The organism is Streptomyces sp. BoleA5 (assembly GCF_000373665.1).
Taxonomy (GTDB): Bacteria; Actinomycetota; Actinomycetes; order Streptomycetales; family Streptomycetaceae; genus Actinacidiphila.
The window spans coordinates 140505-153140 of record NZ_KB892092.1; the positions used below are offsets into that span (position 1 = coordinate 140505).

Annotated in this window: 15 protein-coding genes and 1 pseudogene; 11 read left to right on the forward strand and 5 right to left on the reverse strand. The window is 72.7% G+C overall.

The features are described from left to right. Positions 1-138: 138 nt before the first annotated feature. The 3 genes from B085_RS0108070 to B085_RS0108080 all read left to right on the forward strand — a co-directional run bounded on the left by B085_RS0108070 (position 139) and on the right by B085_RS0108080 (position 2529). Positions 139-684, forward strand: a complete 546-nt coding sequence (locus B085_RS0108070) for a hypothetical protein (protein ID WP_018558065.1) — start codon at positions 139-141, stop codon at positions 682-684. A 595-nt stretch (positions 685-1279) separates the two neighbouring features. Next, a complete protein-coding gene (locus B085_RS0108075) occupies positions 1280-2002 on the forward strand; it encodes a hypothetical protein (RefSeq protein WP_018558066.1) in 723 nt (240 codons plus the stop codon). Beyond that, positions 1999-2529, forward strand: coding sequence for a SixA phosphatase family protein (locus tag B085_RS0108080; protein WP_106434885.1), 531 nt, complete (start codon positions 1999-2001; stop codon positions 2527-2529). The genes B085_RS0108075 and B085_RS0108080 overlap by 4 nt, the downstream gene beginning before the upstream one ends. A gap of 49 nt (positions 2530-2578) precedes the next feature. Here the strand turns inward: B085_RS0108080 and B085_RS0108085 are convergent, their stop codons facing one another. Continuing rightward, the gene (locus B085_RS0108085; RefSeq protein WP_018558068.1) at positions 2579-3508 is read right to left on the reverse strand and encodes a helix-turn-helix transcriptional regulator; all 930 of its coding nucleotides are present in this window, start codon (positions 3506-3508) and stop codon (positions 2579-2581) included. 287 nt (positions 3509-3795) lie between these two features. On the opposite strand from B085_RS0108085, the gene B085_RS0108090 reads away from it, so the two are divergent. Beyond that, positions 3796-4842: an NAD(P)-dependent alcohol dehydrogenase gene (locus B085_RS0108090; protein ID WP_018558069.1), complete on the forward strand. Its 1047-nt coding sequence runs from the start codon at positions 3796-3798 to the stop codon at positions 4840-4842. 104 nt (positions 4843-4946) lie between these two features. Here B085_RS0108090 and B085_RS0108095 read toward each other — a convergent pair whose 3' ends face one another. Next, complete coding sequence (locus B085_RS0108095; protein ID WP_026250790.1) at positions 4947-5558, reverse strand: TetR/AcrR family transcriptional regulator; 612 nt, start codon at positions 5556-5558, stop codon at positions 4947-4949. Between the two features lie 147 nt (positions 5559-5705). On the opposite strand from B085_RS0108095, the gene B085_RS0108100 reads away from it, so the two are divergent. From B085_RS0108100 to B085_RS0108115, 4 genes are all read left to right on the forward strand, one after another. Next, positions 5706-6623: an ABC transporter permease gene (locus B085_RS0108100; RefSeq protein WP_018558071.1), complete on the forward strand. Its 918-nt coding sequence runs from the start codon at positions 5706-5708 to the stop codon at positions 6621-6623. Further along, positions 6616-7413 carry an ABC transporter ATP-binding protein gene (locus B085_RS0108105; RefSeq protein WP_018558072.1) on the forward strand — a complete coding sequence of 266 codons (798 nt, stop codon included), beginning with the start codon at positions 6616-6618 and terminating at the stop codon, positions 7411-7413. Before B085_RS0108100 ends, B085_RS0108105 begins: the two co-directional genes overlap by 8 nt. Positions 7414-7508: 95 nt before the next feature. Continuing rightward, on the forward strand, positions 7509-8300 hold the full coding sequence (locus B085_RS0108110) for a VOC family protein (protein WP_018558073.1): 792 nt from the start codon (positions 7509-7511) through the stop codon (positions 8298-8300). A gap of 83 nt (positions 8301-8383) precedes the next feature. Then, positions 8384-9178: a VOC family protein gene (locus tag B085_RS0108115; RefSeq protein WP_018558074.1), complete on the forward strand. Its 795-nt coding sequence runs from the start codon at positions 8384-8386 to the stop codon at positions 9176-9178. Positions 9179-9193: 15 nt separating this feature from the next. Here B085_RS0108115 and B085_RS0108120 read toward each other — a convergent pair. Together B085_RS0108120 and B085_RS0108125 are read right to left on the reverse strand one after the other, a co-directional pair. Further along, positions 9194-9505 (reverse strand): annotated as a pseudogene (locus tag B085_RS0108120) (YceI family protein); the annotation flags it as partial. Positions 9506-9524: 19 nt separating this feature from the next. Then, complete coding sequence (locus tag B085_RS0108125; protein ID WP_018558076.1) at positions 9525-10154, reverse strand: TetR family transcriptional regulator; 630 nt, start codon at positions 10152-10154, stop codon at positions 9525-9527. Between the two features lie 140 nt (positions 10155-10294). On the opposite strand from B085_RS0108125, the gene B085_RS49195 reads away from it, so the two are divergent. Both B085_RS49195 and B085_RS0108135 read left to right on the forward strand, forming a co-directional pair. Then, the gene (locus tag B085_RS49195; protein ID WP_018558077.1) at positions 10295-10450 is read left to right on the forward strand and encodes a hypothetical protein; all 156 of its coding nucleotides are present in this window, start codon (positions 10295-10297) and stop codon (positions 10448-10450) included. A gap of 28 nt (positions 10451-10478) precedes the next feature. Further along, a complete protein-coding gene (locus B085_RS0108135; RefSeq protein WP_018558078.1) occupies positions 10479-10775 on the forward strand; it encodes a DUF4190 domain-containing protein in 297 nt (98 codons plus the stop codon). A 129-nt stretch (positions 10776-10904) separates the two neighbouring features. On the opposite strand, the gene B085_RS0108140 is transcribed toward B085_RS0108135, so the two are convergent. Next, positions 10905-11357, reverse strand: coding sequence for a MarR family winged helix-turn-helix transcriptional regulator (locus tag B085_RS0108140; RefSeq protein ID WP_026250791.1), 453 nt, complete (start codon positions 11355-11357; stop codon positions 10905-10907). A 29-nt stretch (positions 11358-11386) separates the two neighbouring features. Between B085_RS0108140 and B085_RS41720 the strand changes: the two genes are divergently transcribed. Further along, on the forward strand, positions 11387-12502 hold the full coding sequence (locus B085_RS41720) for a bifunctional NAD(P)H-dependent oxidoreductase/GNAT family N-acetyltransferase (protein WP_037731440.1): 1116 nt from the start codon (positions 11387-11389) through the stop codon (positions 12500-12502). The last annotated feature ends 134 nt before the right edge of the window (positions 12503-12636 follow it).

Below are 12636 nucleotides of genomic sequence, written 5' to 3' on the forward strand. Positions count from 1 at the left end.
CAGAGGCGCCGCGTGGCGAATCCCCCGTTCTGCTCTGATACGCGCAACTGTAAGTCGCGCCCGGGGACAGCGCGACGCCTCGGACGCGAGTTTCGCAGGCCTCTTGCGCTCGGAAATCCGAGGCGTAATGTTGATTACATGATTACCAGCGAGCAGAAGGAAGCGCTGCGCGGCTGGCTCGCCGGGCGGCTCCCCGAAGGGCTCTTCGAGGCGCTCGTGGACGTGACCGTCGACCGCGAGGAGATCACCGTCGTCGGCCGCATCCCCGCGCCCGCGGTCGGCGCCGAGGCGTCGGCCGTGGAACGCGAGGCCGCGCTCGACGGGCGGATCGCGGAGTTCCGGGAGCGCACCCGCGAGGACCGCGTCGCCGTTGCCCGCGAGGCGGAGCACCGCTTCGGGCGCAAGGTCTCGTGGGGCGTGGAGTGCGGCGGGCGCCGGGCCATGTACACCACCGTCTCCGTCCCCGTCATGACCCGGCTGCGCCAGCCCGAGCGGCAGGTCCTCGACACCCTCGTCGCGGGCGGTGTCGCCCGCAGCCGCAGCGAGGCCCTCGCCTGGTGCGTCCGCCTCGTCCTCGGAAACACCGACACCTGGCTCGGCGACCTGCGCGATTCCCTTGAGCACGTCCAGCGCGTCCGCGCCCAGGGGCCCGACCGCGACACCTCTGCGCCCGCCGGGGACTGACCGCCGCGGCAGATCCGGACGGCGGCAGCCGTGCGCGGACCCGGCCGCCATCGGGCGAAGAGCCCACGCACCGGGCGTGGTCGGGCGCCGGCGGGCCCGTCGCCGTCCCCGCGTCCGGAACGGCCGTGCGCGCGGCCTGAGTCGTCCCGGTCCGCGCGGGACGTGGTGCCGAGCCCCGCGATGAGCAGGTCCGACGCCCTTCCGAGGTGAGATCCCTCCCGACTGCCTGGAGGCGCTGCCGCGTGTGCTCCACCGGCGTTTCGGCGGGCGGCGACGCCACGGACGCGCTCCGCCCGCCCGCCCGTCCGACCGCGGCCGGACGGGCGACCGCCACGTACGTCCGCCGGGCCGCGGCCGGACGGTGCGCGCGGCCGACAGCCCGTCGGCGCGCACGGGTCCGGCATCGGCCGGCCGGAAGTCCCCCGGCGTGCACGGCACTTCACGGCCGCGCGACATGCGTCCCGTCCGGGTACGCGCCCAGGGGATGCGGGGGCGGTCCGCGGGGCGCCGTCACCCGTGGCCCGAGCGTCACGCGAGACCCCGTCACCCGCGAAGGCACCTGCGCCGGTGGGCCGCACGGGTTAGATTCGAAGGCGTGCTGCGCATCGTGGACGGCAGGAACGGCGAGCCCGTGGAACTCGACCCGGGGCGGCGCGCGCCGCTGCGGGTGCTGGCCCACACCGGCGACGTGGGCGGGACGGCCGCGCTGCGGGTGCTGCTGGTCGCGGACGTGCTGGCGCGCACCGCGGAGACCTACGGCGGGCAGGCGCTGGTCGCCGTGGTGGGCCCGGCCGACCCCGCACTCGACGCCGCCGCCGCGGCGCTGGGCATCAGGCCACGCGAGGCCCGCTGCGACACCGAGCACGAGGTCGAGGAGGCGCTCGCCGGACCGGCCCGGGTGCACGTCGCCCCGGCGGGCACGGACACCGGCGGCCCCCGCCTGGACGTCGGACCCGCTCACCCGGACGAGGTGGCCGCTCCCGGCCCCGCGGTACGGCTCGCGCTGCTCCGGCTGGACCGCCGGGCCCCCGCGGAGCTGACCCCGCGAGCCGTCGAGGCGGCGGAGGACGGACTGCGGCACTGGCGCGGCGCGGTGGCCCGCTGGGCGCGGTCGCCGTCCAAGGCCATGTGCGCCGAGTACGTCGAACGCATCGAGACGGCCCTGCGCGCGGACCTCGACACCGCCGCCTGCCTGGCGGCCCTGGACCGGCTGGAGGAGACCGCCCTGCCGGACGGCTCCCGCTTCGAGACGTTCGCCCGGGCGGACCGCGTGCTCGCCCTGGAGCTGACCGGCGAGGTCGGCGGGGTGCGGTCGTGAGGCGCCGCGCGGGGGGAGCGCGACGGCTCGTCGTGCTGCGGCACGCCAAGTCCGCCTGGCCCCCGGACGTCCCCGACCACGAACGTCCCCTCGGCCCCCGCGGCCGCCGCGACGCCCCGGCCGTCGGCCGCTGGCTGCGCGAGGCCGGGCACACGCCCGACCTGGTGATCTGCTCGACCTCCCGGCGCACCCAGGAGACCTGGGAACTCGCCGCGGAGGCACTGGGCGCCCGGGCGCCCGCGCCGGTGCGCCTCGACGAGCGGGTCTACGCGGCCCCTGCCCGCGCCCTTCTCGACGTCCTGCGCGAGGCACCCGAGGACGCCGGGACCCTTCTGCTGGTCGGCCACAACCCCGGCGTCCAGGACCTCGTCCTGCGCCTGACGGGCGAGGCCCGCGCGGACGCCCTCCTCCGCGCCGCCGACAAGTTCCCGACCTCGGCCCTCGCCGTCCTGGCCTGGCCCGGCCCCTGGTCCTCCCTCACCCCGGAACACGCCCGCCTCGACGACTTCGCCGTCCCCCGCGGCTGAAGCGCGGCACCGGCCGCGGCACCGCCGCGTCGTCCCCCGCGGGACGCCGTCAGGCGGAACGCCGGTCGAACCCCCGGGTGGTGCCGGCGCGGGCGGGAGCGTCGTCGTGCCCGCCGGTGTCCCGTGGTGCCTTCGGCTCCCGGGCGCTCCAGCTCGCGAGCAGCTTCCATGCGTCCTGCGAGGCCTGCTCCGCAGCCGGCAGGTACATGAACAGGGTCTGGTCGGGCTCGCCCGGCATCGTGAACGCCTGGTACTCGACGGTCAGGTCGCCGACGACGGGGTGGTGGTGGCGCTTGCTCCCGTGGGTGCGGTCGAAGACCTTGTGGTCGGCCCACCAGCGGCGGAAGTGCTCGCTCTTCATGGCCAGTTCGCCCACCAGCTCGGCGGTGCGGGTGTCCTCGGGGTGGCGGCCGGCGTCGAGACGGAGGGTGGCGGTCATCTCGGCGGCGACCTGCTCCCAGTCCGGGTACAGGGCGCGGGCGGCCTCGTCCAGCAGGATCCAGCGGGTGAGGTTGCGCTCGCGTGCCGGCATGGCGTCGAAATCCGCCATCAGCGCGCGGGCCAGGTGGTTGGCGGCCAGCACGTCGGTGCGGCGCCCGAGCACGAAGGCGGCCTGGTCGACGAAGGAGTCCATGAACCGGCGCATCCCGGGCCTGACGCGCTGGACGGTCGGTGCCGAGCGGCGGCGGGCGGTACCGGGCTTGGGCCCGGTGAGGTCGAACAGGTGGGCACGTTCCGCGGCGTCGAGCCGCAGCGCGGCGGCCACCGCCTCCAGCACGCCGGCCGAGGGGCTGATCTGCCGCCCCTGCTCCAGCCGCGTGTAGTAGTCGGTGCTCACTCCTGCCAGTTGGGCGACCTCCTCGCGGCGCAGCCCCGGCACCCGCCGGTAGGCGCCCCGTTCGGGCAGCCCGGCCGATTCGGGGCTGATGCGGGCGCGTGATCGACGCAGGAACTCGCTGAGCTCGACGTTGCGGGCCATGCGTCCATTCTCGCTCGCGAGGTGGCGCGGGCGACCCGGGAAAGGGGGTCGCCGAGTCCTACGCAGCCGATTCCCCGGCAGGTCAGGGCCCGAAAGCGGCCCCCGCGGCCCGGTTGCCGCGTGGTGTCCTGGATCTCGGAGGCCCACCGGGCAGGCACGGATCCAGCCGAGCCCCCGTTCCCGGTCCCCCTCCCTCCCGCGGACGGCGTCCCCGAGCGCATCGAGGCCGCCGCCGCCTGCCGAGATCACCGAGCGTCACGGCACCGATCCATGAGGAGACCACGGACATGACCAGCACCACCCACGCGTACGCCGCTCACGCCCCCAAGTCCCCGCTGGAGCGCACCACCATCCGGCGTCGCGCGGTCGGCGAGTTCGACGTCCTGATCGACGTCAAGTACTCCGGCATCTGCCATTCCGACATCCACCAGGTCGACGAGGGCTGGGGTGAGGCGATCTTCCCGATGGTCCCCGGCCACGAGATCGCCGGCGTCGTCTCCGAAGTCGGCCCAGGTGTCACGAAGTTCGAGGTCGGTGACCGGGTGGGGGTCGGCTGCATGGTCGACTCGTGCCGTACCTGCGACAACTGCAGGGCGGGCCTGGAGCAGTACTGCACGGGCGGCGGCATGATCTTCACGTACAACGCGGTCGGCAGGGACGGCGAGCCGACGTACGGCGGCTACTCCCGGACCGTCGTCGTCGACGAGAACTACGTCCTGCGCATCCCGGACGGCCTCTCCCTGGACGTGGCCGCGCCCCTGCTCTGCGCCGGCATCACCACCTACTCCCCGCTCCGGCACTTCGGGGCCGGACCGGGCAGGAAGGTGGCGGTCCTGGGCATGGGCGGCCTCGGTCACCTGGCCGTCAAGATCGCCCATGCGCTCGGCGCCGAGGTGACGGTGCTCTCGCAGTCCCTGAGCAAGAAGGACGACGGACTGCGGCTGGGCGCCGACCACTACCGCGCCACCAGCGACCCGAGGACGTTCGAGGAGCTCGAGGGCACCTTCGACACCATCCTGTCCACCGTCTCGGCACCGCTCGACTTCGGCGCCTACCTCAAGCTGCTGAGGACCGACGGCGCCCTGGTGAACCTCGGCCTGCCCGAGGAGCCGATCTCCCTGGACCTGTTCTCCGTGATCAACGGCCGCAGGACCATAGCCGGTTCCCTGATCGGCGGCATCGCGGAGACCCAGGAGATGCTGGACTTCTGTGCGCGGCACGGCATCGGCGCGGAGATCGAGCTGATCCCCGCCGACCGGATCAACGAGGCCTTCCGGCGCATCCTCGCGAGCGACGTGCGCTACCGCTTCGTGATCGACGCGTCCACGATCTGACCGGGCCGCGGCCCGCGCGGGACGCGACCGCCACGGGGCCGCCCGCCGACCGCACCGGGCCGGCGGGCGGCCCCGGCCGTTCGCCGGCCCGGTGCGCGCGGGCGTCAGGCCGAGGCCGCCAGGGCGGCGACCGTGGCGACGGCGAGGCGGTCGAGGTAGCGGGGGGTGAGGGGGGAACGGAGCACCGCGAGGCGCCAGTAGAGGGGACCGGCGATGAGGTCGAGGGCGAGGTCGCAGTCCGTGCCGGCGGGGAGCTCGCCGCGTTCGACGGCGGCCTCGACGATGGCCGTGGCGATGCCGCGCTGGGTGTCCCGCAGCGCGGTCTGCAGGGTCTCGGCGATCTCCGGGTGGCGGGCGGCCTCCGCCAGCAGGTCGGGGATGATCTGCGAGGCGACGGGGTGCCGCAGCGCCCGCGCCGTCACCTCCAGCAGCATCCGGATGTCGCCCAGCAGGCTGCCCGTGGCGGGCGCCGGCATCCCGACCGCCGCGACGGCGGAGACCACGTCGAGGACGAGCGGAAGCTTGGAGCGCCAGCGCCGGTAGACGGCGGCCTTGCCGACGCCCGCGCGCCGCGCGATGCCCTCGATGGACATCCGTCCGTACCCGACCGCGGCGAGTTCCGCGAAGACGGCCGCGCGGATCGCCTCCGTGACATCGTCTCGGAGCACTGCCGCCCCGGCGGGGGCGCGTCGTGGGGGTGCGGTGTCCGGTGCCATGTCCGGCAGCCTACGCGACGACGGGACGGAACGGTTGCGTTCCAACGCTCGTGTGGTCTAACGTCCTGGTAACGACGATACGGTCTCGTTCCGTCGGCGCATCATCGCCCCCTCGCGCCTCACCCCCCGAACGGAAGCGCCACCCTCGTGAGCCTTGACATCGAGTCCTCCTCAGCGGCGACCGCGCCGCCCGGCGCCCCGGCGCCGTCCCCCGCAGAGCTGGCGGCCAGGCACGGCCTCACGGTCAGCGGGGCCCGTCCCGGCCTGGGCGCCTACGTGCGGCAGCTGTGGGGACGTCGGCACTTCATCACCTCGTACGCCACCGCCCGCGTCTCGGCGCAGTACACGCGGGCCCGCCTGGGCCAACTGTGGCAGGTGCTGACCCCGCTCCTCAACGCGGCCGTGTACTACCTGATCTTCGGCCTGCTGCTGGGCACCGACCGCGGCGTCGACAACTACATCGCGTTCCTGGTCACCGGCATCTTCGTCTACACCTTCACCCAGTCCTCGGTGATGGCGGGCGTCCGTGCCATCTCCGGCAACCTCGGCCTGGTGCGGGCCCTGCACTTCCCCCGCGCCAGCCTGCCGATCGCGCAGACGATCATGCAGCTGCAGCAGCTGCTGATGTCGATGCTCGTGCTCTTCGCCATCGTGCTGATGACCGGCGAGGTGCCCGGCCCGTCCTGGCTGCTCGTGATCCCGGCGCTGCTGCTGCAGTCGGTCTTCAACGCGGGCCTGGCGATGGTGATGGCGCGGCTCGGCAGCAAGATGACCGACCTCGCGCAGCTGATGCCGTTCATCCTGCGCACCTGGATGTACACCTCCGGTGTGATGTACAGCATCAGCCACGTCGCGGCGCACGCGCCGCAGGCCGTGAAGATCCTGCTCGGCCTGAACCCGGCGGCGGTCTACATCGACCTGATGCGCTTCGCGCTGATCGACAGCTTCACCTCCGAGCAGCTGCCGCCCCACGTGTGGGCGGTCGCCCTGGGCTGGGCGCTGGTCATGGGCCTCGGGGGCTTCGTGTGGTTCTGGAAGGCTGAGGAGAGGTACGGCCGTGGCTGAGCACATCGACACCGCCCCGGGCGGCGAGCGCGTCCCCACCGTGATCGTGGACGACCTGCACATCGTCTACCGGGTGCACGGCGCGGGCAGCGGCCGCGGTACCGCGGTCAACGCCCTGTCGCGGCTGGTCCGCCGCAAGGGGGCCAACCCGAACGTCCGCACCGTGCACGCCGTGCGCGGCGTGAGCTTCACCGCCCACCGGGGCGAGTCCATCGGGCTGATCGGCTCCAACGGCTCGGGCAAGTCCACCCTGCTCAAGGCGGTGGCGGGGCTGCTGCCCGCGGAGAGCGGCAAGGTGTACACCCAGGGGCAGCCCTCGCTGCTCGGTGTGAACGCGGCCCTGATGAACGACCTGACCGGCGAGCGCAACGTCATGCTCGGCGGCCTGGCGATGGGCATGTCGCAGGACGAGGTGCGGGAGCGCTACGAGCAGATCGTGGAGTTCTCCGGGATCAACGAGAAGGGCGACTTCATCTCGCTCCCGATGCGGACGTACTCCTCCGGCATGGCGGCCCGTCTGCGCTTCTCGATCGCCGCGGCCAAGAGCCACGACGTCCTCATGATCGACGAGGCGCTCGCGACCGGTGACAACCGGTTCCGCAAGCGCTCGGAGGAGCGGATCCGCGAGCTCCGCAAGGAGGCCGGCACCGTCTTCCTGGTCAGCCACAACAACAAGTCCATCCGCGACACCTGCGACCGCGCCATCTGGCTGGAGCACGGCACGCTGCGGATGGACGGCCCCACGGACGAGGTGCTCAAGGCGTACGAGGCGTTCACCCAGGGGAAGTGACGCCGCCCGGCGCGAGCCGGGCACCGGTGCCAGACTGAGGACGGACATCGGGACCACGGCAGCACCGGGCACGCACGCAGGCCAAGGAGACCGCCATGCTCACCACCCAGTACGTCAACGGCGCGCCGAACTGGATCGACCTCGGCAGCCCGGACACCGGGGCGGCGGTCTCCTTCTACACCGGGCTCTTCTCCTGGGACGCGCAGCCGCTCGGGCCCGAGGCCGGCGGCTACGGCTTCTTCCGCATCGGCGGGAAGACCGTGGCCGCCTTCGGGCCGCTCAGCGAGAAGGGCATGCGGTCCTCCTGGACGCTCTACTTCCAGACGGCCGACGCCGACGCCACCGCCAAGGCGGTCGAGCAGGCGGGCGGCACCGTGCGCGTCGCGCCCTTCGACGTCTTCACCAACGGCCGGATGGCCGGTTTCACCGACCCCGGGGGAGCGGAGTTCGCCGTGTGGCAGCCCCGCGACACCAAGGGCCTCGACGTGGTCAGCGAGCCGGGCAGCCTCGGGTGGGCCGAGCTGTACGCGCCGGACGCCGCGGCGGCCGGCGCCTTCTACGGCGCGGTCCTGGAATGGCAGACGCAGGACGTGCCGCTCGGCACGACCAGGTACAGCGTGCTGTCGACCTCGGGCGGCGGCCGGGAGGCCTCCCTGGGCGGGATCGTGGAGATCACCGGCGAGATGCGGGAGGCCGGCGTCACCCCGCGCTGGCTGCCGTACTTCGAGGTCGAGGACGCCGACGCGGTGGTGGCCAAGGCCGGGCAGCTCGGCGGCACGGTCGTCATGGCGCCCCGGCACACCGAGGGCGTCGGCCGCTTCGCGCACCTCGCGGACCCCTTCGGCGCGCTGTTCGCGGTCATCGCCAGCCAGCCCGGGCAGAGCTGACGAGGCGACACGGGGGCACTGTCAGTGCCCGCTGCAAGACTGGGAGTCACCAGGGCACAGCACCCCCGTCGAAGGAGCACCCCATGCTCAGCACCGACTACGTACCCGGCGCGCCCAACTGGCTCGACCTGGGCACTCCCGACATCGACGCCTCCGTGGCCTACTACCGCGAGGTCTTCGGCTGGGACCACCTCTCGGCCGGTCCGGAGGCGGGCGGCTACGGCATGTTCCGGATCGCCGGCCGGACCGTCGCCGGCATCGGACCGAACAACGAACCCGGTGTCACGACCGCGGCCTGGGAGCCGTTCTTCCAGACGGCCGACGCCGACGCCACCACCAAGTCCGTCGAGCAGGCGGGCGGCGGTGTGCGGTTCTCCCCCATGGACGTCTTCGGCCTCGGGCGGATGGCGGCGTACGCCGACCCGGCCGGGGCCCGCTTCTGCGTGTGGCAGCCGGGCGAGAACAAGGGCCTGGACGTCGTCGATGAACCCGGGACGCTGTACTGGACGGAGCTCTTCACCACGGACGCGCCCGCGGCACTGGCCTTCTACCGCTCGGTCTTCGACTGGCGGACCGAGGACTCCGGGATGCCAGGCGCCGCCTACACCCTGGTCTCCCCGGCGGGCGGCGGCGAGAGCGACGCCCACGGCGGCGTCATGCAGCTCGACGAGCAGATGCTCGCGGCCGGCGCGGGCGCGCACTGGCTGCCGTACTTCGAGGTGACCGACTGCGACGCCACCCTGGCCAAGGCCGTGTCGGCCGGCGGCACGATCCGCGTCCCCGCGACGGAGGTGCCGGAGGTCGGGCGCTTCGCCCAGGTCGTCGACACGCAGGGCGCGGCCTTCGGCGTCATCACGCCTCCGCCCTCCGCGGGCTGAGGAGGCGCACGGCGGCTACTCCGGCGGCGTCGGGGTGTCGTGGCGGGAGAACATGGCCTGGACGTCGAGTTCCAGTTTGATGGTCGGGCCCACCACCGCGATGCCCCGCGCCAGCATGCTCTGCCAGTTGAGGGTGTAGTCGTCGCGGTGCAGTTCGGCGGTGGCGAGGGCCGCGCACCGCAACTCCTCGCCATAGCCGCCGGTCGCCAACCCCAGGTAGTCGGTGTCCAGCGTCACCGAGCGGCTGATGCCGTGCATGCTGAGGTGGCCGTGGACGGCCCAGCGCGAGCCGCCCTCGTGCACGAAGCGGTCGCTCGCGAAGCGGATCCGCAAGTGTCGATTCCCCTCAGGTGTCCAGCCAGTGGCGTCGCCCCAGGTGGATCAGGTAGAGCTCCTTGCGGGCCCGTCGCGTGGCGTCCTCCTCGGCCGCGGCGTCGCCGGCCGGCGCCTCCATGAAGGCGATCGCCGTCATCAGCATGCGGTCGACGTACAGTTCGGCGAGCATGTGCACGTCCTCGGGTGACCAGCCGTGCGAGACGGGCTGCGTGCCGAGCGCCTCGGCCACCTCGTCGGCGAAGAGCGAGAGTTCGGCGGCGATGGCCTCCCTGACGGCCTGCACCCCGCCGTGCCGCTCGCGGGCGATGAAGCGGATGTGCGGCCGGTGGTCGCGCACGTGCCGGGCGATGAGGCGGACGGAGTGCGCGATGACCTCCTCCGCGTCGTCCTGCTCGGCGAGGATCGCCCGGATCATGGCGTGCAGGCTGCCCAGCGACTCGGCGACCAGGGCCACCCCGAGGTCGCCCATGTCGCGGAAGTGCCGGTAGAACCCGGCGGGCGCGACGCCCACTTCGCGGGTGACCTCGCGCAGTCCCAGGCTGCTCAGGCTCTGGTTCTCCAGCAGGCGCAGGCCCGCGTCGAGGAGGGCCCGCCGGGTCTGCTGCTTCTGGGCCTCGCGGGCCCCGAGGGTGTGACTCATGTCATCCAGTAAACAGCTGTTCGCCGAGTTGTGCGAGAGTAGGCTACCGACTCAGTGAACAACTGTTCTTCCAGTTGTTCACTGAGTTCCGACGTCCGCATCCCGCAGTGCCGTCCGGCAACCGAGAAAGGCACCCGTCCGTGACCCTCCTCGTCGTCCTGGTCGCCATGGGAATCCTCCTGGGCACCGTCTCCTACACCCCGCTCCCCGTCTTCCTCGTCGCCGCGGGCGTGGTCGGTGCCTGGCTGCTCGCGTTCTACGTCCGCGAGCGCGTCGGGCGCCACCGCCACCGCTGACCCACGTCTCCCAGGGGGGAACCCACCCATGAACTCCTACGTGCCCGCTCGTGACCGCGAACTGCGCGCCAGGGGAGCCCGGTCGGGCTCGGACGGCTCCGACGGCATGGCCGTGGCCTCGTTCGCACTGGGCCTGGTCGGCCTGCTGGCCTTCAACATCGTGCTCGGCCCCTTCGCCCTGGTCCTCGGCGGCATGGCGCTCGTCCGGGGCACCGAGCGTCCCGTCCGGGCGATCGCGGGCCTGGTGCTCGGCGCGGCCGACCTGATGGTGCTGGTCGTGCTCATCACCATGAACAAGGGCCTCATCTGGCCGTTCGGCCTCTGACCGCCGGGGAGGCGGCCGACGGGAACGGGGGAGGGGTCCCCACTCCGCACGGGGGGAGTGGGGACCCTTCCGTACCACCAGGACCGGGGCAGGCGGCACCGCCCCGCCTCCCGTGCTACGCCGGGTGTTTCACGCGAGTTTCTCCGCCAGCCGCTCGATCGCGACGAGGTCATCCGGAGCGAGGCGGTCGACGAAGTGGCGGCGTACCGAGGCGAGGTGGGCGGGCGCGGCGTGGCGGAGCGTGTCCATACCCTGATCGGTGAGCACCAGCAGACAGCCCCGGCCGTCGGTCGGGTCGGGTGCCCGCCGTAGCAGCCCGCGTGCTTCCATCCGTGTCGCGTGCCGGGACAAGCGGCTGCGTGACCAGCCCATCTTGTCGGCCTGCTCGTGCAGCGTGCTCGTGTGGCCTGGCCGCTCGGACAGCGTGCTCAGCACCTCATAGTCGGCCTCGGACAGCCCGATCGCGGCTAGGTCCTGCGCGGTGGAGGACTGGACGGCGATCATCACGCGACGGAACGCACGCCAAGCCCGCTCCTCGTCCGGGTTCAGCCAGTGCACTGCCGCCGGATTTTTCGTTGACATGTAACTAATCTAGGCCTAGATTCATTTCCATGTCAACGAAATCGCTCAAAATTCTCGTGCTCGTGTGCAGCACCCGGCCGGGCGCCCTCGGCCCCGCCATCGGACAGTGGCTGGTCGACACGCTCATGCCTCGCGCTGCGGAACTCGGTGCCGAACTTGTGCCGGTCGCGCTCGCCGACCTCGGGCTGCCGTTCCTCGACGAGGAGGAGCACCCGTCGTCGGGCGTCTACCGGCACGAGCACACGCGCCGCTGGAGCGCGCTGGTCGACGCGGCGGACGGCTTCGTCGTGGTGACACCGGAGTACAACTACGGCATGCCCGCGACGTTGAAGAACGCGCTGGACTACCTGAGCCGCGAGTGGGCATGGAAGCCGATCGGCTTCGTCAGCTACGGCAACACCTCGGCCGGCACCCGATCGGTGCAGCACGCCAAGCAGGTGGTGTCGACTCTGCGCCTCGTGCCGCTGGGCGCAACGGTCGCCATCCGCATCGCCGATGCGACTGAGCATGGCCGCGTGCGGCCGACCGCCCCTCTTGACGCGGCGGCCCTCCGTGTGCTGGACGAACTGGTCCGCCTGGCCCACGCGCTGCGGCCGATGCGCGAGCCGGCCGCGACCGGAGCGCTCCCCGGTCCGCTGCCGGGCTCGTACACCCGGCGCTTGCACCCGGACGATGCCGCGGCGGTCACCGTGCTGCAGCGGTGCTGCTGGGTGGAGGAGGCCATCGCCAACGGCACGCTGGACCTCCCGGCCCTGCACGAGTCACCGGAGCAGGTCCGCGGGTGGCTGGCGACCTGGCACACCACGGGCCTGTGGCTGGACGGCCGCCTCCTGGGCATGGTCCGCACCCGCCGCATCGACACCGACTGGCATGTCGGCCGCCTCGCCGTCGTACCGGACCTGCGCGGCCACGGGCTGGGCCGGTGGCTGCTGAACACCGCGGAAACCGCGGCCGAACCGGACTGCCGCCGCATCGTGCTGTTCACCGGCGCCGCCAGCCACGGCAACCTCGACCTCTACCGCGGCGCCGGATACCAACCGGTGCCGTCCACCGGCACCGACGGCACGATCCAGCTGGCCAAGGCTGCACCACCGACGACAGCACCGGCGTCCACGACCACTACGATCATCTCTGCCGGTTACTGACTTCGGCTCGCCAAAGTTCACCCTGACGAGCCGAAGTCAGTAGTGATGGTGCTGCTCGCTCTGGTCGCCGCCGTGGGTCTTCACCACGCGGGGTACGGCAGTTAAGGACAGGCAGGACAGCGCACCGCTCCCAC